Genomic DNA, 19,444 nt, shown 5'->3' on the forward strand with positions numbered 1-19,444 from the left:
AAACTCAAGAGAAACTATGAAAGCGTCATAGCAATGGCCTGCGCTTTTCTGTGGCTACCAATGTGAAACGGGAACAGACCCTAAGCGAGTCGCCCATGAAACACAACGTCATCCTGATCGTGCTTGATGGCCTCAACTACGACGTGGCCCGCCACGCGATGGGCCATCTTCAGGCCTGGCATGATGCCGGCCGGGCAGCGCTGTACAAACTGGAGTGCGAGTTACCCGCCCTCTCCCGCCCGTTGTATGAATGCATATTGACCGGGGTCGCGCCTATCGACAGCGGCATCGTGCATAACAACGTCTCGCGCCTGTCCCGCGAACGCAGCATCTTTCACTATGCCCGCGACGCCGGGCTGAGCACCGCAGCGGCGGCTTATCACTGGGTCAGCGAACTGTACAACCGCACGCCGTTCGACACGGCACGCGACCGCCATACCGACGCACCCGAACTGCCGATTCAGCATGGTCTGTTCTACTGGGCCGATCACTACCCGGATTCGCACCTGTTCGCCGACGCCGAAAGCCTGCGGCTGAAACACGCGCCGAATTTTCTGCTGATCCACCCCATGAATATCGACGACGCCGGGCACAAGCACGGCCTCGACACTGCGCAATACCGCAACACCGCCCGCAACGCCGACATCATTCTGGCTGACTACCTGCAACGCTGGCTGGACGCGGGTTATCAGGTGCTGGTAACTGCCGACCACGGCATGAACAACGATCGTTCGCACAACGGCCTGCTGCCGGAAGAACGCGAAGTACCGCTGTTTGTGCTGGGTGATGCGTTCAGCCTGAATGTCGATGCAGCGCCGCGCCAGACTGACCTGTGCGGCACGATCTGCGAACTGCTCGGTGTACCTCACGACAAACCGGTCTGCCGGGAGATACTCAATTGACCCGATTTTCCCGAGGCAAATGGCTGGGGCTATTGTGTCTGCTGCCTTTTGCCGTGTTTTTCATCGTATTTCAGATTGCGCCGCTGCTCTGGGTAGCGGTCCACAGCCTGCAAAGCGACGCCGGCTGGGGCTGGGAAAACTTCACCAAAGCGTTCAGTTCGAAGTTCTATCGCCAAGCGATCCAGTACAGCCTGGAGATCAGCTTTTGGTCGAGCCTGTTCGGCATCATCATCTCTGTGCTGGGTGCCTATTCGCTGCGCAAGGTGGACTCGCGGCTCCGCGACTTCGTCGACTCGTTCGCCAACATGACCAGCAACTTCGCCGGCGTTCCGCTGGCGTTCGCCTTCATCATTCTGCTGGGCTTCAACGGCGCGCTGACGCTGATCCTCAAGCAGACCGGGATCATTGATGACTTCAACCTGTATTCCAAGACCGGGCTGATCATCCTCTACACCTACTTCCAGATTCCGCTTGGCGTGCTGCTGCTCTACCCGGCATTCGATGCCGTGCGCGAGGACTGGAACGAGTCGGCGGCGCTGTTGGGGGCCAGCAGTTATCAGTTCTGGCGCTACATCGGCCTGCCGGTGCTGACTCCAGCGCTGCTCGGCACGTTTGTGATTCTGCTGGCCAACGCGCTGGGCGCCTACGCCACGGTATATGCCCTGACCACCGGCAACTTCAACGTGCTGCCGATCCGCATTGCCGCGATGGTGGCAGGCGATATTACGCTGGACCCGAACATGGCCAGTGCCCTGGCAATGATTCTGGTCGGGCTCATGACCCTGGTGACGGTGATCCATCAGTGGCTGTTGAAGAGGAGCTACCATGTCTCGCGCTGAACGAAGGCCCGCAGGCATTTACCACAAGTCCGTGGTCTACCTGCTGTTCCTGATCCTGTTGCTGCCGCTGGCCGGGACCTTTCTGTACTCGATTTCCACCAGTTGGTCGGCGACCATTCTGCCCAGCGGCCTGACCTTCAAGTGGTACTTGGCGCTGTGGAGCGACCCGCGCTTTCTGGCAGCATTCGGCCAGTCGTTGCTGGTGTGCGTTGGTGCATTGATCCTGTCGGTGGTGCTGATACTGCCGCTGCTGTTCGTGGTGCACTACTACTTTCCGCGCCTCGACGGGCTGATGAACATCCTGATTCTGCTGCCGTTCGCGGTGCCGCCGGTGGTGTCGTCGGTAGGCTTGCTGCAACTCTACGGCTCAGGGCCGATGGCCATGGTCGGCACGCCGTGGATTCTGATCGGCTGCTACTTCACCGTGGCCCTGCCCTTCATGTACCGCGCAATCACCAATAACCTGCAGGCCATCAATCTGACCGACCTGATGGACGCCGCCCAACTGCTCGGGGCCAGCACCTGGCAAGCCGCGTTTCTGGTGGTGCTGCCCAACTTGCGCAAAGGCCTGATGGTCGCACTGCTGTTGTCGTTCTCCTTCCTGTTCGGCGAGTTCGTGTTCGCCAACCTGTTGGTCGGCACCCGCTACGAAACCCTGCAGGTGTACCTGAACAACATGCGCAACAGCAGCGGTCACTTCAACAGCGCGCTGGTGATCTCCTATTTCCTCTTCGTGCTGGTGCTGACCTGGGCCGCCAATCGACTGAACAAGGACAAAGACTGAGATGAGTTTTGTCAGCATTGAAAACCTGCAGAAAAGCTACGCCAGCACGTCAGTGTTCAGCGACATCAACTGCCACATCGCTAAAGGCGAGTTCGTCACCCTGCTAGGCCCGTCGGGCTGTGGCAAATCCACCTTGCTACGCTGCATTGCCGGGCTGACGCCGGTCAATAGCGGGCGCATTCTGCTCGATGGCAATGACCTGGTGCCGCTCACGCCGCAAAAACGCAACATCGGCATGGTGTTCCAGAGTTACGCGCTGTTCCCCAACATGACCGTGGAACAGAACGTCGCGTTCGGCCTGCGCATGCAGAAAGTCAGCGCAGACGACAGCGAACGGCGCGTCGCCGAGATTTTGCGGATGGTCGAGCTGCATGATTTCGCCAAGCGCTATCCGCATCAACTGTCTGGTGGGCAATGCCAACGCGTGGCCCTGGCCCGCTCGCTGGTCACCCGCCCGCGCCTGCTGCTGCTCGATGAACCGCTGTCGGCGCTGGATGCGCGGATTCGCAAACTGCTGCGCGAACAGATACGTGCCATTCAGCGCGAATTGGGCCTGACGACCATTTTCGTGACCCACGATCAGGAAGAAGCGCTGACCATGTCTGACCGCATCTTTCTGATGAACCAGGGCCGGATCGTGCAGAGCGGCGATGCAGAAACCCTCTACACCGCGCCGGTCGACGTGTTCGCCGCCGGTTTCATCGGCAACTACAACCTGCTGGAAGCCGACGACGCCACGCGACTGATGCAGCGCCCGATTGCCAGCCGCATCGCGATCCGCCCTGAATCGATCCAATTGAGCCTGACCGGCGAACTGGAAGGCGAAGTTCGCAGTCACAGTCTGCTCGGCAACGTCATCCGCTACCGGATACAGGCGCGCGGCGTGGACCTGGTGGTCGACGTACTCAACCGCAGTGCCGAAGACCTGCACCCGGACGGCCGACGCGTAACACTGAACATCGAGCCCTCGGCGCTGTGCGTTCTGAACGGATAGCACCAAACGCCTGGTATCACTTGCCGCTTCCCGCTTGAAGCTTGAAGCTTGAAGCTGATTTAACAACTACTGAGGAAAAGCACACATGCCCCTGGCAATTTTCGACCTCGACGAAACCCTGATCGGTGGCGACTGCGCTACGCTCTGGAGCGAGCAGATGGGTCGCCTGGGCTGGGTTGACCCAGAATCGTTCATGCAGCGCAACCACGAACTGATGGACGCCTACAGCGCTGGCAAGCTGGCGATGGAAGAGTTCATGGCCTTCAGCCTGGAGCCTATGGCGGGTCGTACGCCGGAAGAAGTCGATCATCTGGTCGGCCCGTGGGTTGAGGATGTCATCGAGCCGATCATCTACAGCGACGCGTGCAAATGCATCGCTCAGCATCGCGCTAAAGGCGACCGGATTCTGGTGATCTCGGCGTCAGGTGTGCACCTGGTAAAACCCATCGCAGAACGACTGGGGATCGACGAAGTACTGGGTATCGAGCTGGACGTGCAACATGGCGTGTACAGCGGTGCCACAGTCGGCGTGCTGACCTACCGGGAAGGCAAGATCACCCGGCTGATGGAATGGCTGGATGCAGAAGGGGAAAACCTCGAGGGCGCGAGCTTCTATTCGGATTCGCGCAATGACCTGCCGCTGCTGCTCAAGGTTGATCACCCCAATGTGGTCAACCCTGATCCTGTGTTGCTGGAACATGCGCAGCAGGCTGGCTGGCCAGTGCACACCTGGGTCTGATTCAGACCAGGCTTTCGTCGATCACCAGCACGATCTTGCCGGACACCTTGTTGGTCGCCAGTTCTTCGAACGCCGCTTCGGCATCCTTGATCGCAAAGGATTTCGCCAGTTGCGGCTTGAGGCGGCCTTCGGTGAACAGCGGCCAGACGTGCTGACCCAGATCGCTGATCAGATCGGCCTTGAACGTTTCATCGCGACTGCGCAACGTCGAGCCCATCAACTGGATGCGCTTGCCCAGCACATGCGCCAGGTCCACTTTGGCCTCGCGCCCGCTCATGATGCCGATCAGCACCCAACGGCCGTCCAGCGCCAGCAGCTTGACGTTGAGCTCGGCGTAACTGGCGCCGACCGGGTCAAGGATGACGTTGAACGGTGCAAAATCGTTCAGGCCCTCAAGACTTTCACTGCGCACCACACCGCCCTGCGCACCCAACTCGACGCAATAGGCCAGACGTTCGGTCGAGCCGACGCTGACCCAGACGGGGTTACCGAACGCTTTGCAAAGCTGAATACCGGCTGAACCAACCCCACTTGCGCCAGCGTGCAACAACACTTTTTCACCTGGCTTCAAACCGGCGAGCTGAAACAGGTTCAGCCACGCCGTTGCGTACACCTCGGGAATCGCGGCAGCCTCGTGCAGCGTCAGGCCTTCCGGCACCGGCAGAACATGCCGCCCGTCAACCACCACTTCCTCGGCCATCGCACCGCCCGCCAACAGCGCGCAGACGCGGTCACCGACCAGCCACGAGGTGCCCGGACCGACTTCGGCGATCACGCCCGAGCACTCCAGGCCCAGCGTCGCGGTGACGCCCGGCGGCGGCGGATACATCCCCGCACGCTGTAAAAGATCGGCCCGATTCAAACCCGCCGCAGCCACTTTAATACGTACCTGCCCCACATCAAGGGCCGGACTTGGCTCCTCGACCCATTCCACATGTCCTTCAACGCCTTGCAATGCCTTCACGGTGCCTCCATAGTGAGTCCAGACTGAGCCCGTGGCTGTTTTGCCCGGGCTTTTGCATTATGCGGCCGGGTCCAAAGGAACCGGCGACCTCACAGACGGCCTAATATGCGTTATCAATTGTCCTCGCGTCGAATCAGCATGAAGCAACTACTCCCCAGCACTGCCCTCGCACTGTTTGTCGGCCTTGGCGTATTGCCGATGTCAGCCAGTACTTTTGCCGCCAACAGCTGGGATAACCTTCAGCCGGATCGCGACGAAGTGATTGCCAGCCTCAACGTTGTTGAGCTGCTCAAGCGACATCACTACAGCAAGCCGCCCCTGGACGACAAGCGTTCGGCCATTATTTATCAAAGCTACATCAAGCAACTGGACCCCTCGCGCAGCTATTTCATGGCCAGCGATATTGCCGAATTCGACAAGTGGCAGTTCCAGTTCGATGATTTTCTGAAAAGTGGCGACCTGAACCCCGGCTTCACCATCTACAAGCGCTACCTGGACCGCATCAAGGCGCGTCTGGACTTCGCGCTGGCCGAATTGAGCAAAGGCGTCGACAAGCTCGACTTCAATACCAAGGAAACCCTGCTGGTGGACCGCAAGGACGCCGCATGGCCCAAGGACACTGCCGAGCTCGACGAACTGTGGCGCAAGCGCATCAAGGATGAAGTCCTGCGCCTGAAGATCGCCGGCAAAGACCCGGCGAAGATTCAGGAAACCCTGACCAAGCGTTACAAGAATCAGCAGGCGCGTCTGAACCAGACCCGCGCCGAAGATATCTTCCAGGCTTACATCAACACCTTCGCCATGTCTTACGATCCGCACACCAACTACCTGTCACCTGACAGCGCGGAGAACTTCGACATCAACATGAGCCTGTCGCTGGAAGGCATCGGTGCTGTGTTGCAGAGCGATAACGACAACGTGAAAATCGTGCGTCTGGTGCCGGCAGGTCCTGCGGCCAAGACCAAGCAGGTCGCCCCTGCCGACAAGATCGTGGCCGTTGCTCAGGGCGACAAGGAAATGGTCGACGTGATCGGCTGGCGTCTGGACGAAGTGGTCAAGCTGATCCGCGGTGCCAAAGGTTCGGTGGTGCGCCTGGAGATCATCCCGGCCAGCAATGCGCCGAATGACCAGACCAGTAAAATCGTCGCCATCACCCGTGAAGCGGTGAAACTTGAAGAGCAGGCGGCCAAGAAGTCGATTCTGCACCTCAAACAGGACGGCAAGGACTACAAGCTCGGCGTCATCGACATCCCGGCGTTCTATCTGGACTTCAAGGCCTACCGTGCAGGCGATCCGGAATACAAGAGCACCACCCGCGACGTGAAGAAACTGCTGACCGAGCTGCAGGCCGAGAAGGTCGACGGCGTGGTCCTGGATCTGCGCAACAACGGTGGCGGCTCGTTGCAGGAAGCGACCGAGCTGACCAGCCTGTTCATCGACAAAGGCCCTACCGTGCTGGTGCGTAACGCAGACGGCAAGGTCGATGTGCTGGAAGACGAAGCCAAAGGCGCGTTCTACAAAGGCCCGATGGCATTGTTGGTCAACCGCTTGTCGGCGTCGGCTTCAGAGATTTTCGCCGGTGCCATGCAGGACTACCATCGTGCACTCGTGATCGGTGGCCAGACCTTCGGCAAAGGCACGGTGCAGACCATTCAGCCGCTTAATCACGGCGAACTGAAGCTGACCCTGGCCAAGTTCTATCGCGTTTCCGGCCAGAGCACCCAGCATCAGGGCGTGGTGCCGGACATCACTTACCCATCGCTGATCGACACCAAGGAAATCGGCGAGAGCGCGCTGCCCGAGGCCATGCCATGGGACAGCATCAAACCGGCCATCAAGCCTGCGATCGATCCGTTCAAGCCGTTCCTGGCGCAGTTGCAGGCACGTCATGAAGCACGCTCGTCGAAAGACGCAGAGTTTGTGTTCATCGAAGATCGCCTCGCGCTGGCCAAGAAGCTGATGAACGAGAAGACCGTCAGCCTCAATGAAGCCGACCGCCGTGCCGAGCATGCGTCCATCGAAGGCAAGCAACTGGCGCTGGAAAACACTCGCCGCAAGGCCAAGGGTGAAGAGCCGCTCAAAGAGCTGAAAAAGGAAGACGAAGACGCGCTGCCGGTCGAAGACGAGAAGACCAAACCCGAGGACGATGCCTACCTGGCAGAGACCGGGCGCATTCTGATCGACTACCTGGGGTTAAGCGCTGCGGTCGCGAAAAAATAAGACGGGTTCATTGATGGCTATTTAGCGTCAAGGTCATCAAACAGTCATGAAGCTGTCGTGAAATACGGGGCTGAACGCGAAAGCGCTCAGCCCTTTTTATTGCACGACGCTTTATTACCCCCCAGAGACGACCATGACCATCACTGAACAGCTGAGCGCACTGAGTTCCATTCTGGCTCGTAGTGATTTGCACAGCCTGTTCCAGCCGATCGTCTCGCTGTCGGAGCGCCGTATTCTGGGCTATGAAGCCCTGACGCGCGGCCCGTCCAACAGCCCGCTGCACTCACCCCTCAACCTGTTCGCGATTGCCCGTCAGGCGGGCCGTCTGAGTGAGCTTGAATTGAGCTGCCGTGAAAGTGCCTGCCGTCGTTTCAGTCAGCAGAAATTGCCGGGCAAGCTGTTTCTCAACGTCTCTCCCGAATCACTGCTGGAAACCTCTCATCCGCCAGGTCGCACACTTGAAATGCTGCGTCGTTATCAGATCGCGCCCAAGGATGTGGTGATCGAGTTGACCGAGCAGATGCCCACCGATGATTTCGACTTGCTCTACAATGCCCTGCATCACTACCGTGACATGGGCTTTTCGATTGCTCTGGACGATTTGGGTGCGGGTTATTCCAGCTTGCGGCTGTGGTCGGAACTGCGTCCGGACTACGTGAAAATCGATCGGCACTTTATCGACGGCATTCACCAGGATGCGGTGAAACGCGAGTTCGTCGGTTCCATGCTGCAAATGGCCAAGGCTTCCCGCGCGACCGTGATTGCCGAGGGCATCGAGTTGCCGGAAGAGCTGGCCGCCTTGAAAGACATGGGCGTGGACCTCGTTCAGGGCTATCTGCTGGCCCGCCCGCAGGAGCGTCCGCCACGCGACACCCGAACCATGCTGCCCAAGGCAGAAACCGCCAGCGCACCGTTGAACGAAGAAGCAGCCGACCTTTCTGCCCTGCTCAACCCGCAGCCTTCGGTAAGCCAGTCCACGCCCACTGCAGAAGTGCTTGAGGCGTTCCGCAGGCAGGCCAATCTCAATTCACTGGCGGTGCTGGACGATGACGCCAGGCCCTGCGGGATCGTCCATCGGCACTCGCTCTCAGAAGCGCTGCTCAAACCATTCGGCACCGAGCTGTTTGCCCGTAAACCGATCAGCCGTCTGATGAGCGATGACTTTTTGGCGGTCGAAGTCAGCCAGTCATTGCAGCAGGTCAGCCGCTTGCTGACCAGTCGTGCCCAGCAGCGCATCGAAGAGGATTTCATCATTACCTCCAACGGCGCTTACCTGGGGCTGGGTCGGGTGATCGATGTGCTCAAGCTGATTACCGAGATGAAGATCCAGCAGGCGCGTTACGCCAACCCGCTCACCCTGCTGCCCGGCAACGTGCCGATCCAGCAATGCCTGACCCGCCTGCTGCAACAGGGCCGTGAGTCGATGATCTGTTACGTGGACATCGACAGCTTCAAACCCTTCAACGACATCTACGGTTACGCCCGGGGTGATGAAGTGCTGTTGTGCCTGGCGCAATGCCTGAATGATCGCGTTGATCCGAGCCGGGACTTTGTCGGGCACATCGGCGGGGATGACTTTCTGATGGTACTGGGCTTCGAGGACTGGGAACGGCGTCTTAAAAACCTGCTGGATGATTTCCAGAACCAATGCCGCCGTTTCTACCGCGCAGAACACCTGGAAGCGGGTTGCTTCATCGCCCTGAACCGTCAGGGGCAGCGTCAGGATTTCCCGCTGCTGTCGCTGTCGATTGGCGTGGTGCACCTGCACGAAGAGAGCTGCGCCCATGTCGACGCCAGCCAGTTGGCCGACCTGGCCTCACAAGCCAAACACTTCGCCAAGGACGTGGCTGGCGCGAGCATTCATGTGATCGACTCGACACGAATGGATCTACTGATGCAGGCGTGAGGGTAGATGAGATGGGCTTGCTCATGAACAGTCCAGTGCACACACTTAATATCGACTGATCAGGTGAGTCCGCTTTCGCGAGCAAGCTCGCTCCCACAGGTTCACTGTATGTCCACAGTGTGGGAGCCGGGCGACGCTTCGCTTGCTCACGAAGGGGTCGTTACAGCCACTGAAGATTCGGGGCGGGACCTCCCACAGGCAATGGCTCTACTGCACTTCCACTTCCGGGTAGCTGTACTCGAACACCCGAACCACCTCGGCTGCGTGCCATGATGCCGCGGCAATGCCGTCCGAAGGGCCTGAAAAGCGCCCGAGGCGCTCGGCGCACTCGAAAAAGCCTGGGCGGGGCAGGCGGCTTGCGCCCTGGCTGATCACCAGCGAACTGCGCAGGGGTTGTTCTGCGCGGGCGTCCATGGCGGCCAGATGCTCAAGGGCCGCTGTCAGCGTCTGCATCGCCGGGGTAGGCAGTTGCAGGCGCTCCAACAAAGCGCGATAGGTCAGCAAATGACGCTGCCGACGCGCCTGTGCGAGCTCATTCAGCAGCCCGTCCCAGTGCTGCCGACTGATGCGCACGCTCACGACTCACCTCGCCAGCCCGCAACGCCCAACTCCCATGCCAGGCTGCGTTTGATCGCAGCGTCCGGTTCACGCGTGCCGTTCTCGATCAGTTCCAGATAAGACGGACTGATGCCGACGGTACGGGCCAGGCTGGCCACTTCAAAGCCTTTGGCCTCACGCAGGGCACGCAACTGGTCAAAACCTGGAAGTTCGCTGGCGGCGCTGCCGAGCGGCTCAGAGGCCGGTTGCGCACCCCGCTTGCCAGACAGCCCGGCGGCCTTGAGCAACGCCTGATACTGAGCCCACGGCAGCACTGCATATTCAGGCTCCCCGTCACGAGAAATCACTTGAAGATCCATAGAGTCACCTTGCACTACATGGCCGCCTACTGATCAGGCTTGATTCATAGGTTGGCATCTTAACAGTGGAACGCTATGGCCAGTGTTCAATCCGTGAGACTTATACCCCACCCCGCTCTTTTTCCAGCAGCGCCTGGGTCTTGGGCAGTTGCTCGACCACGATCAGTTTTTCGGGCGATTGCTGCGCTCGCCAAGCGCGGAAGGCATCCAGTTCGTCGCTAAGGTGCTTGGTGACCCAAGCCAGCACGGCGATGTCATCAAGCATTCCCAGGCCAGGAATCCAGTCGGGAATCGCGTCCAGCGGACTGAGAAAATACATCAGGCCCGCGACGATGGACAAAATCGCCTTGGGGCTGATGCTTCGGTACTCGCCACGCCAGTAGGCCAGACACAGGGCCTGTAGCAAACGCAGGTCGTCCTTGAGTTTGCCCAGACGATTGCCTTCGCTGTTGCCCTTGCGTGCCACTGCAAACAACAGCCCCGGCAGCCGCCCCGCTGCCAGCAAACGCCGGGCTCCGGGCAGATAACGGATCAAATTCCACGGTGCTTTCATACCCACTCCCGCTCAGCAAAACGCTCTCGATAGACGAAGCCCATGCGGCCCCGTCTGGCTATTGATACAAGCGCTGGCACAAGGTTATCCACAATTATTGTGGATAACCTTGTGAACAGCCGCTTTTTTCCAGCCTCAAGCCCCCGTTTTCGGGGGGCTTCAGTCAAATCGGGCGTTTTTTACTCACAAAAAAATCCCGAAAAAACGTTGACCTGCCGTCGCCATTTAAGCATGCGCATTCATCTTGACGGACTGTCGGACAATACGCATACCCGCTGGCACAGCTGCCATGATAGTGGGACTGCCCCATTGACCAAGCGTTCGGGAAATAAGCCAGACACAAAAAAGCCCTGTCGAGACAGGGCGTTTTCTGTAGCCAGGTGCTGTGTTACTTCTTGGCTGGAGCCGATGCAGCAGGTGCTGCGTCTTCTTCGTCGGCGTCAGCGCCAATAGCAGGAGCAGCCGCCGGGTCTTTGATGCCGAGCAATTCGAGGTCAAAGACCAGAACCGAATTGGCCGGGATTGCCGGGCTCGGGCTCTGGGCACCGTAAGCCAGATCACTAGGGATGAAAAGTTTGATCTTCTCGCCTACGTGCATCAGTTGCAGACCTTCGACCCAACCCGGGATAACGCCGCCAACCGGCAGATCAATCGGGCTGCCGCGTTCAACGGAGCTGTCAAACACCTTGCCGTCAATCAGCTTGCCTTCGTAGTGAACAGTCACAACATCAGTCGGCTTTGGCTGAGCGCCATCAGCTTTCTTGATGATCTGATACTGCAAGCCAGAAGCTGTGGTAACCACGCCATCCTTCTTGCCGTTCTCTTCGAGGAATTTCTTGCCGGCTGCCGAAGCTTCTTCGCTCATCTTCGCCAGACGCTCTTCGGAACGCTTCTGCAGCGCAGAGAAGGCTTCAACCAGCTCTTCGTCCTTGAGTTTCTGATCTTTCTTGCCGACGGCGTCTTCGATACCCAAGGCTACAGCCTTGGAATCGAGATCATCCATGCCTTCCTGAGCCAGGCTCTTGCCCATGTTCAGACCGATGCCATAAGACGCTTTTTGTGCTGGAGTTTTCAGCTCTACGGTGCTGGCCTGCTTATCACAACCTGCGAGTACCAGACCGACCAGGGCAATCGCCGCTGCCAACCGATGCTGTTTCATGCTAATTCCTTGTTCATGCGCCAAAAGGGCAAACGAGTAAAGCCGCGAGCTTATCAGGCCGCCGCGATCAATGGCTACCGGCATGAGAGGGAGAAAAAGCCGATAAGTTCAGGTATCCAAAGGTTTTCCCGGTTCGGCACTGGATTGTTCAGTTGCAGTTCAGTTTGTGATTCACCTGTGTAACGCGCAGTTTGATGCAGAAGACTCACTGCACCGGGCTTACCGTTCCGGCATCAGGCCAGCGCTCACTGGTCTGCAGCACGCGAAGATGACCGGCACCGGCAACAAGATGGACGTAGTCCTGCGCACTCATCAAGCCAGCAGCGAGTTGCGCCTGAATGGACTCAGCCCCTGAATACACACGCGATACGCGCCGCAACAGCTCAAGCTCCTGCTCGGAGTGACTGGGCGTGTACCCGAGCAACGCGCCATCAGCCGCCGAAAAATAAATTGCCGACATCTCGAACCCATAACGAATGGGCAAATCTCTAGGGCGCTTTGCAGGTTTATGTCGATAGCTGAACATGCGATGCAGGTCATCCGGCTCGAAAAAAGGCCGTTGCTCGGCGCGCCCGCCTTCTGCTGCCAGATTGGCGGATGAAAAATACATCCCGTCGATACGGTAACCGGCAGGCAGAGGTGGCCGGTAATAAGCATCCGGGTGGAAGACCGAGCAAGGCGCATAGACCGGATAACCCTCGTCAAGAATCGGCTCCGCAATCCGATAGGTCCGTGTCACCGGGTTGAGCAGCAGACAACCGATGACCTGCGAATGAATGCGCGCATCGAGCCTGCTGTGGGCATAGCGTGCGGCGTCATCGGCATGCGCGAACTCGCCGCTCAGGCTCAGCGCCTTGGGCGGCCACACTGTTTCGCAGACAGCGGGTGACCTGACAGCCGCCGTATCGGCACCCTCCTTGTCAGAGTAAGGCCGCCAGTCGCCTGTCACTTTGCCGACCTTGCCCCACAGGCGGCTGGGCACTACGACTTCCAGACGCCCCGCGCCTGCCAGCAGACGAACCACATCGCTGGGCATGAGCGTGAGGTTTTGTAGCGCTCTGTGAACCTGGCTGAGCGTACTGAGGCTCGGCATGCTTGCCGGACCAGCAACGCGCTTGAACAGCCTTTTCTCGGCCGCAGAGCCAGACAGCGTGTATTTGATCAATGAACCATCAGGCCCGGAAAGATAAGTCGCCGCGCAAATGTCCTGATCATCGATCACCGCATAAATGTCGCCGGCGGAAAAACTGTTGGGATACATAGCCCTTTCACTCTCCGGCCACTCGCGCAACCCGGCTTCAAGTGCGGGGGGAGAATGGTAGATCGCATAGTCGTTGTGCCCTTGCGGGTAGAGCACATAACCCTCCTGATCATTACGCGGAAACACGTCGTTGGGGTCGAAGCTGAACTCACTGCCGTTCATTGGCTCGGTCGCCACGTACTTGCCGTCGTCACGAACCAGTATGAAACCGCCGTACTCGCGGTCTCGCCGGTTGCCGATCCGTGCATGAGCGTAACGCGCAGCATCATCGGGATGATCAAATGCTGCGCTGAGCGCCGGCATGGCGGAGTGCCCTTTGTCACCGACGGATCGCTTGATGCGTTTTGTTCTGAGGTACATGTTTAGAGCTCCTTGAGCCTGACTGTCGAGTCATGAGCGTAAGGAAGCCTGAGCCAGCAAGTGACATAGATGAATACGACAGAAAGGATGAATACGAAGACAGATCGAGTGAGCGACGCTCATCAACATGAAATTAAAGATAATTTTTAAGCTTTCCGGGATGTGCTTCGATTCGCTGCGTGGGCGAATCTGCCCAAACCCTGCGCCAGCTATCGCGACCGGCAATCAGGGCTCATGCAGTTTGTCGCATTCAGGAACATGCTTATGCCATTGACTCATCGATTTAGTCTGAAGACCCCTAACGCGCGCCAGCTGGCCGGCTGTGCCGCGCTCGCTGCCGCAGTGATGCTGCCGGTCAGCGCGGCCCACGCCGCCAAACCACCTATCGTTGTGACCCAGGGAATAAAGGCGTTCAGGCTGTGCACAGGGCCCGATAACCTGTCTCACGTCATCGAAGGCTCGATTGATCAGAAGGTCATGACCGATGTCAGCGCCCTGCACTTCAAGGAAACCCCGGCGCACTCGAAATACGACTGGCATGCTGCGCCAGAAGAGCAATACGTGATCACCCTTTCCGGCACCCTCGAATTTTCCACCACCGGTGGAGAAAATTTTGTGCTGCACCCCGGGGAAGTACTGCTGGCACAGGACACTACAGGCCCAGGCCATCGCTGGAAGCTGATTGATGACCAGCCTTGGCGACGCGCCTACATCATCACCAAACCGGGCGAAAAAGCTGCCTTCGTGCCCAAGGCGGGTGCCGCCGACAAAGGGTGCTGATGATCTGACGTCAGTGCCGGGCTTGCTACGGGACCACCCGATCAAGGCCGGCAAAGCGCGCTGGAAGATAAATCAGGTGCGCGGATCAGCCAGTTCGGAAATCTCGATCAGGTTCAGGTCAGGGTCACGGACATACACCGACCGGACCTTCGACAATCGACCATTCCTGTTCTTGCAGATGCGCTATCACCTGTTCCAGCGCGATGCTGGCGATGAAACACAAATCCAGCGCACCCGGCACGGGCAAGTGGGCCTTGGGCTCGAACTCCTTGCCACGCTCATGAACATTTATTTTCTGATTGCCGAAACGAAACGCCAGGCGGCCCTGACGAAAGCGCTCAGGGGTCATGCCCAGGATGCGTACGTAGAAGTCCTTGCAGGCGTCAACGTCAGTGGTGGTCAATACAATGTGGTCCAGATGATCAATCACGGGATCAGCTCCGTTTTGGAATAGATTTCTGCTTACGATAGCAGCCATGTTCTGGATCAGATAACGCCAAGCCGACGCCATTCTTCGCGAGTCGCAGCGTCTATACCGTATGCTTCGAGCACGGCATCGGTGTGCTGACCCAGGGTCGGCGCAGGCGTTCTTACCTGTCCCGGCGTGTCTTGAAGTTTAGGCACAATCCCAGGGAGGGTGACCGGCGTGCCGTCATCCAGCGCGCTCTGCAACAACATGTCACGCGCCTGATAATGCGGGTCATTGGCGATGTCGGCAGCGTCGTAGATCTTGCCTGCCGGAATACGCGCCTCGTTGAGCGCAGCAAGAACTTCGTCCATCGAGCGCTCGGCGGTCCAGGTAGAAATGGCAGCATCAATGCGTGCCACATGCCTGACTCGCCCGTCGTTGTGCTCAAGCTCGGGGTCATTGGCCAGATCCATTCGACCGATTTTTTCCATCAACCGACGGTAGATACTGTCGCCGTTACCTGCGATCAGCGCGTATTTGCCATCATTGCAGCGGTAAGCGTTGGTCGGTGCGATACCTGGCATGCTGCTGCCTGCTGGCTCACGGACAGTATTGAACACCGAATATTCGGGAATCAGGCTTTCCATCACGTTGAACACTGACTCGTACAACGCGACATCTATCTGTTGCCCGTCACCGCCGTTCTGTTCGCGGTGACGAAGCGCCAGCAGAATGCCGATCACGCCGTGCAACGCTGCAAGCGAATCGCCGATCGACACACCGCCCCGCACCGGCGTACGCCCTGCCTCGCCCGATAGATGACGCAAACCGCCCATCGCCTCGCCTATCACGCCAAAACCCGGCCGGTCACGGTACGGGCCGGTCTGCCCGTAGCCGGAGACGCGCAGCATGATCAGTTTCGGATTGAGAGCATGCAGCTCTTCCCAACTCAGCCCCCAGCCTTCAAGCGTACCGGGGCGGAAGTTCTCGACCAGCACATCGGCATCACGGATCAGTTGACGGGCCATCTCCTGCGCCTTGGGCTGACGCAGGTCGAGGGTGACCGACTGCTTGTTGCGCGACTGCACCGCCCACCATACGGAGGTGCCGTTGTGCAGCAACCGCCACTTGCGCAGCGGGTCGCCGGTCAGCGGCGGCTCGACCTTGATGACCTCGGCACCGAACTCGGCAAGGATCTTCGCCGCAAAAGGTCCGGCAATGAGTTGCCCCAGTTCCACCACCTTGATGCCTTGCAGAGGTAGGTTCATGACACGTCCGTTCTGGTAAGGGAATGGAAGAATGATCTGCGCAAATGCGGTGGATGGAAAGCAGGACAGTCTTTGACGAGGTTCAGCTTCTGGCTAAAGCCCTGCCCACGGCAAGGCTCACTCGATCAATTGCTGCAAGCCAACTGAAAACTCATCGAGGAGTCACCCGAAGCGCCCCGCTTGCCCACCATGAGACCCAATACATTGACTTCCTCTGTTGTAGCGGCTCCGCCCAACTTGGCGTGACCATAGAACAGGCATTCATGATCACTGGTATCAATGGACGAGACAGAGCAGAAACCAGGGGACTTTTTTAAATTGACCTTCTTTGAAGAACACTTTATACGTCGCGAAGTAATCTTTCTGAGTACTGTAACTTACAGACTTGATCCACGGGGAAGACTGAGCAACGACATTGCCGTGCTGGTCGATCGTGGCGGTGTGCAGCACTGGCTTGGCCAAAGCACTGACAGACAGGGTCAATGCGGTGATACCCACCCACAAGGTTAAACGACTTTTCATATGCATTCCTTTACTTGATACAGCATCAAGTCGCCAGAAGTTGGCGACTTGCCGGGTTTGAGGGGTTTGATATTCGGCAGCACGGAGGCCTTGATAAATCAAACTAACCAACTCAGCTAATACCAGCAAAGGGTAGAAATCAAGGGCTAAACAGGCCACATTAATGAATAACTATGTAATTTCAACAAATAAGGAAATAACTTACATCGAGAAAGAAAGGGTCTTACATGTTTAAGGGTCAAAGTGTGAAGCCATGCACATCGAAGGCGAACAGAGAGCTTCTGGACGGCGAAAAGCAGAAAGCCCGCACAAGGCGGGCTTCCTGTTTGCTTCAAGGAGTTCAAGGGCCTTGAAGCTGAATATGGCGCAGCGGACGGGACTCGAACCCGCGACCCCCGGCGTGACAGGCCGGTATTCTAACCGACTGAACTACCGCTGCGCGTAACACTAAAAGCGAGTTGGTGGGTGATGACGGGATCGAACCGCCGACCCGCTGCTTGTAAGGCAGCTGCTCTCCCAGCTGAGCTAATCACCCTTCACTCTCGGTGTGGCGCGCATTCTACGGAGCGACCTATAGTCTGGCAAGCACTTTTTTAAATAATTTTTATAATCCTTCCAAAGGCTTACAAACGCTCTGTGCAGGGTTGGCCGCAGCGGCTGAGGAGCGAATAATGCCCACCTTTGTATAGAAAGAGAGATTCACCTCATGTGGTTCAAAAACCTGCTTGTCTATCGCCTGACCCAGGACGTGCCTTTCGACGCCGAAGCGCTGGAGACAGCACTGGCGACCAAACCGGCCCGCGCCTGTGCCAGCCAGGAGGTGGCCACCTATGGTTTCGTCGCGCCTTTCGGCAAGGGTGAAGACGCACCATTGGTACATGTCAGCCAGGACTTCCTGCTGATTGCTGCACGCAAGGAAGAACGTATTCTGCCGGGCAGCGTCGTGCGCGACGCCCTGAAGGAAAAGGTCGACGAGATCGAAGCCGAGCAGATGCGCAAGGTCTACAAGAAGGAGCGCGATCAGCTCAAGGATGAAATCATCCAGGCGTTCCTGCCGCGCGCCTTTATCCGCCGCTCCGCGACCTTCGCCGCCATCGCACCCAAGCAAGGCCTGATTCTGGTCAACGCTTCCAGCCCCAAGCGCGCCGAAGACCTGCTGTCGACCCTGCGCGAAGTGATCGGCTCGTTGCCGGTACGCCCGCTGACCGTCAAGGTTTCGCCAAGTGCGACCATGACCGACTGGGTCAAGCCCCAGAAAGCGGCCGACAACTTCTTTGTGCTGGACGAGTGCGAACTGCGCGACACCCACGAAGATGGCGGCATCGTGCGTTGCAAGCGTCAGGACCTGACCAGCGACGAAATCCAGTTGCACCTGAACACCGGCAAGGTCGTCACCCAGCTGTCGCTGGCCTGGCAGGACAAGCTGTCGTTCGTGCTGGATGACAAGATGGTCGTCAAACGCCTGAAGTTCGAAGACCTGCTGCAGGATCAGGCAGAGCAGGACGGCGGCGAAGAGGCACTGGGTCAACTGGACGCCAGCTTCACGCTGATGATGCTGACGTTCGGCGAGTTCCTGCCCGAGCTGTTTGAAGCGCTGGGCGGCGAAGAAATCCCGCAGGGGATCTGATCCCCGAACGCTGCTGCCTGCAACACCGCGCCGTCTTCTCAGACGGCGCATTCATTTCACACCTGCTTTTTACAATAAGGAACAGACCATGCGCGCTTTGGCAGCCCTGAGTCGGTTTGTCGGTAATACCTTTGCTTATTGGGTGCTGCTGTTCGCCATCCTCGCCTTCATGTTCCCGCAGGTTTTCATCGGCCTGAAAGGCTGGATCGTGCCGCTGCTGGGGCTGGTCATGTTCGGCATGGGCCTGACCCTGAAGCTGGAGGACTTTTCCGAGGTGGCACGCAACCCCTGGCGCGTGGCGCTGGGTGTGGTCGCGCACTTTGTCATCATGCCCGGCGTGGCGTGGTTGCTGTGCCAGGTGTTTCAGCTGCCACCGGAAATCGCCGTAGGGGTGATTCTGGTCGGCTGCTGCCCGAGCGGGACGTCGTCCAATGTCATGGCCTGGCTGGCCAAGGGTGATCTGGCATTGGCTGTCGCGATTGCCGCCGTCACCACCCTGCTCGCCCCGCTGCTGACGCCGACGCTGATCTGGTTGCTGGCGTCGGCCTGGCTGCCGGTGTCCTTTCTGGATATGTTCTGGTCGATCCTGCAACTGGTCATGCTGCCCATTGTGCTTGGCGTGGTTGCGCAGCGCCTGCTCGGTGCGCGGGTTCGCTACGCGGTGGACGTGCTGCCGCTGGTTTCGGTGGTCAGTATCGTGATGATCGTTTGCGCCGTGGTTGCTGCCAGTCAGGCAAAAATTGCCGAGTCTGGCCTGCTGATCATGGCGGTGGTGATCCTGCACAACACGTTCGGTTTTCTGCTGGGTTATTTCACGGGCAGGGTGTTCAAGCTGCCATTGGCGCAACGCAAGTCACTGGCGCTGGAAGTCGGCATGCAGAACTCCGGCCTGGGCGCTGCGCTGGCCAGCGCACACTTTTCGCCATTGGCGGCGGTGCCGAGTGCGCTGTTCAGTGTCTGGCACAATATTTCCGGTGCGTTGCTGTCGACGTATTTCAGGAAGATGCCGGAGGAAGAGAATACGTCCAGGTCCCAGCTCAGACCTTGATGACTATCGTTCCCACGCTCCGCGTGGTGATGCCGTTCGTGACGCTCCGCGTCACAATGCGGTTCTGCGATCTCAGGTGGATTGGGGTTCGGCTCAAGGCACCTTTTCGCCCCTCGGCGACTGACTTTGAAGGATCAAAGTAAGCAAAATCCCGGCTCCGTTTCCGGCCCGACTTCGTCGGGTTCCTTCGCC

General features: G+C 58.5%; 17 protein-coding genes, 2 tRNA genes and 2 pseudogenes. 10 read left to right on the forward strand and 11 right to left on the reverse strand.

Going from position 1 to position 19,444, the window contains the following annotated elements; all coding sequences use genetic code 11:
• Positions 1-95 precede the first annotated feature (95 nt).
• The 5 genes from DW49_RS0101560 to DW49_RS0101580 all read left to right on the forward strand — a co-directional run bounded on the left by DW49_RS0101560 (position 96) and on the right by DW49_RS0101580 (position 4,258).
• The gene (locus DW49_RS0101560) at positions 96-902 is read left to right on the forward strand and encodes an alkaline phosphatase family protein (protein ID WP_005619773.1); all 807 of its coding nucleotides are present in this window, start codon (positions 96-98) and stop codon (positions 900-902) included.
• Positions 899-1,741: an ABC transporter permease gene (locus DW49_RS0101565; protein WP_005619775.1), complete on the forward strand. Its 843-nt coding sequence runs from the start codon at positions 899-901 to the stop codon at positions 1,739-1,741. The genes DW49_RS0101560 and DW49_RS0101565 overlap by 4 nt, the downstream gene beginning before the upstream one ends.
• Positions 1,728-2,525 carry an ABC transporter permease gene (locus DW49_RS0101570; protein WP_003382734.1) on the forward strand — a complete coding sequence of 266 codons (798 nt, stop codon included), beginning with the start codon at positions 1,728-1,730 and terminating at the stop codon, positions 2,523-2,525. Before DW49_RS0101565 ends, DW49_RS0101570 begins: the two co-directional genes overlap by 14 nt.
• Before the next feature lies 1 nt (position 2,526).
• Entirely contained in the window at positions 2,527-3,519 is a 993-nt protein-coding gene (locus tag DW49_RS0101575; protein ID WP_005619777.1) for an ABC transporter ATP-binding protein, read from the forward strand.
• Between the two features lie 85 nt (positions 3,520-3,604).
• Positions 3,605-4,258, forward strand: a complete 654-nt coding sequence (locus tag DW49_RS0101580) for an HAD family hydrolase (RefSeq protein ID WP_003382736.1) — start codon at positions 3,605-3,607, stop codon at positions 4,256-4,258.
• A gap of 1 nt (position 4,259) precedes the next feature.
• On the opposite strand, the gene DW49_RS0101585 is transcribed toward DW49_RS0101580, so the two are convergent.
• Entirely contained in the window at positions 4,260-5,222 is a 963-nt protein-coding gene (locus DW49_RS0101585) for an NAD(P)H-quinone oxidoreductase (protein ID WP_005619780.1), read from the reverse strand.
• Positions 5,223-5,360: 138 nt separating this feature from the next.
• On the opposite strand from DW49_RS0101585, the gene DW49_RS0101590 reads away from it, so the two are divergent.
• Both DW49_RS0101590 and DW49_RS0101595 read left to right on the forward strand, forming a co-directional pair.
• Positions 5,361-7,442 (forward strand): carboxy terminal-processing peptidase, encoded by a 2,082-nt coding sequence (locus tag DW49_RS0101590; protein ID WP_003382738.1) that lies wholly within the window; start codon positions 5,361-5,363, stop codon positions 7,440-7,442.
• A gap of 133 nt (positions 7,443-7,575) precedes the next feature.
• Positions 7,576-9,348, forward strand: coding sequence for a GGDEF domain-containing protein (locus DW49_RS0101595; protein WP_005619786.1), 1,773 nt, complete (start codon positions 7,576-7,578; stop codon positions 9,346-9,348).
• A gap of 207 nt (positions 9,349-9,555) precedes the next feature.
• Here DW49_RS0101595 and DW49_RS0101600 read toward each other — a convergent pair whose 3' ends face one another.
• From DW49_RS0101600 to DW49_RS0101620, 5 genes are all read right to left on the reverse strand, one after another.
• Complete coding sequence (locus tag DW49_RS0101600) at positions 9,556-9,927, reverse strand: hypothetical protein (protein WP_005619789.1); 372 nt, start codon at positions 9,925-9,927, stop codon at positions 9,556-9,558.
• Positions 9,924-10,265 (reverse strand): helix-turn-helix domain-containing protein, encoded by a 342-nt coding sequence (locus tag DW49_RS0101605; RefSeq protein WP_005619790.1) that lies wholly within the window; start codon positions 10,263-10,265, stop codon positions 9,924-9,926. The genes DW49_RS0101600 and DW49_RS0101605 overlap by 4 nt, the downstream gene beginning before the upstream one ends.
• Before the next feature lie 100 nt (positions 10,266-10,365).
• On the reverse strand, positions 10,366-10,818 hold the full coding sequence (locus DW49_RS0101610) for a YkvA family protein (RefSeq protein WP_005619793.1): 453 nt from the start codon (positions 10,816-10,818) through the stop codon (positions 10,366-10,368).
• Positions 10,819-11,206: 388 nt separating this feature from the next.
• Positions 11,207-11,977: a BamJ family beta-barrel-assembly machinery protein gene (locus DW49_RS0101615; protein ID WP_005619795.1), complete on the reverse strand. Its 771-nt coding sequence runs from the start codon at positions 11,975-11,977 to the stop codon at positions 11,207-11,209.
• A 205-nt stretch (positions 11,978-12,182) separates the two neighbouring features.
• Positions 12,183-13,598, reverse strand: a complete 1,416-nt coding sequence (locus DW49_RS0101620) for a DUF4329 domain-containing protein (protein ID WP_005619798.1) — start codon at positions 13,596-13,598, stop codon at positions 12,183-12,185.
• A 264-nt stretch (positions 13,599-13,862) separates the two neighbouring features.
• Here DW49_RS0101620 and DW49_RS0101625 point away from each other — a divergent pair, with 264 nt between their 5' ends.
• Positions 13,863-14,378, forward strand: coding sequence for a cupin domain-containing protein (locus DW49_RS0101625; RefSeq protein ID WP_005619801.1), 516 nt, complete (start codon positions 13,863-13,865; stop codon positions 14,376-14,378).
• Positions 14,379-14,450: 72 nt separating this feature from the next.
• On the opposite strand, the pseudogene DW49_RS01000000127950 reads toward DW49_RS0101625, so the two are convergent.
• The 5 genes and pseudogenes from DW49_RS01000000127950 to DW49_RS0101650 all read right to left on the reverse strand — a co-directional run bounded on the left by DW49_RS01000000127950 (position 14,451) and on the right by DW49_RS0101650 (position 17,112).
• Positions 14,451-14,808 (reverse strand): annotated as a pseudogene (locus DW49_RS01000000127950) (VOC family protein).
• Positions 14,809-14,864: 56 nt separating this feature from the next.
• Positions 14,865-16,055: a CaiB/BaiF CoA transferase family protein gene (locus DW49_RS0101635; protein ID WP_005619806.1), complete on the reverse strand. Its 1,191-nt coding sequence runs from the start codon at positions 16,053-16,055 to the stop codon at positions 14,865-14,867.
• 125 nt (positions 16,056-16,180) lie between these two features.
• Positions 16,181-16,577: pseudogene (locus tag DW49_RS01000000127955) on the reverse strand (hypothetical protein).
• A 362-nt stretch (positions 16,578-16,939) separates the two neighbouring features.
• Positions 16,940-17,016: transfer RNA gene (locus tag DW49_RS0101645), tRNA-Asp, on the reverse strand.
• Between the two features lie 20 nt (positions 17,017-17,036).
• Positions 17,037-17,112 (reverse strand) — tRNA-Val (locus tag DW49_RS0101650).
• Between the two features lie 171 nt (positions 17,113-17,283).
• Here DW49_RS0101650 and rdgC point away from each other — a divergent pair.
• On the forward strand, positions 17,284-18,204 hold the full coding sequence (rdgC, locus tag DW49_RS0101655; protein ID WP_005619809.1) for a recombination-associated protein RdgC: 921 nt from the start codon (positions 17,284-17,286) through the stop codon (positions 18,202-18,204).
• Between the two features lie 88 nt (positions 18,205-18,292).
• Complete coding sequence (locus DW49_RS0101660; RefSeq protein WP_024421080.1) at positions 18,293-19,252, forward strand: bile acid:sodium symporter family protein; 960 nt, start codon at positions 18,293-18,295, stop codon at positions 19,250-19,252.
• Positions 19,253-19,444: the final 192 nt, after the last annotated feature.

It is taken from the genome of Pseudomonas avellanae BPIC 631 (assembly GCF_000444135.1).
Lineage (GTDB): Bacteria > Pseudomonadota > Gammaproteobacteria > Pseudomonadales > Pseudomonadaceae > Aquipseudomonas > Aquipseudomonas avellanae.

Bases quoted from the DNA above. Each gene is read 5' to 3' on its own strand.
- DW49_RS0101560 (WP_005619773.1), top strand. From the start codon at position 96: ATGAAACACAACGTCATCCTGATCGTGCTTGATGGCCTCAACTACGAC.
- rdgC (WP_005619809.1), top strand. From the start codon at position 17,284: ATGTGGTTCAAAAACCTGCTTGTCTATCGCCTGACCCAGGACGTGCCT.
- DW49_RS0101580 (WP_003382736.1), top strand. From the start codon at position 3,605: ATGCCCCTGGCAATTTTCGACCTCGACGAAACCCTGATCGGTGGCGAC.
- DW49_RS0101635 (WP_005619806.1), bottom strand. From the start codon at position 16,055: ATGAACCTACCTCTGCAAGGCATCAAGGTGGTGGAACTGGGGCAACTC.
- DW49_RS0101625 (WP_005619801.1), top strand. From the start codon at position 13,863: ATGCCATTGACTCATCGATTTAGTCTGAAGACCCCTAACGCGCGCCAG.
- DW49_RS0101590 (WP_003382738.1), top strand. From the start codon at position 5,361: ATGAAGCAACTACTCCCCAGCACTGCCCTCGCACTGTTTGTCGGCCTT.
- DW49_RS0101610 (WP_005619793.1), bottom strand. From the start codon at position 10,818: ATGAAAGCACCGTGGAATTTGATCCGTTATCTGCCCGGAGCCCGGCGT.
- DW49_RS0101595 (WP_005619786.1), top strand. From the start codon at position 7,576: ATGACCATCACTGAACAGCTGAGCGCACTGAGTTCCATTCTGGCTCGT.
- DW49_RS0101605 (WP_005619790.1), bottom strand. From the start codon at position 10,265: ATGGATCTTCAAGTGATTTCTCGTGACGGGGAGCCTGAATATGCAGTG.
- DW49_RS0101575 (WP_005619777.1), top strand. From the start codon at position 2,527: ATGAGTTTTGTCAGCATTGAAAACCTGCAGAAAAGCTACGCCAGCACG.
- DW49_RS0101570 (WP_003382734.1), top strand. From the start codon at position 1,728: ATGTCTCGCGCTGAACGAAGGCCCGCAGGCATTTACCACAAGTCCGTG.
- DW49_RS0101620 (WP_005619798.1), bottom strand. From the start codon at position 13,598: ATGTACCTCAGAACAAAACGCATCAAGCGATCCGTCGGTGACAAAGGG.
- DW49_RS0101615 (WP_005619795.1), bottom strand. From the start codon at position 11,977: ATGAAACAGCATCGGTTGGCAGCGGCGATTGCCCTGGTCGGTCTGGTA.
- DW49_RS0101660 (WP_024421080.1), top strand. From the start codon at position 18,293: ATGCGCGCTTTGGCAGCCCTGAGTCGGTTTGTCGGTAATACCTTTGCT.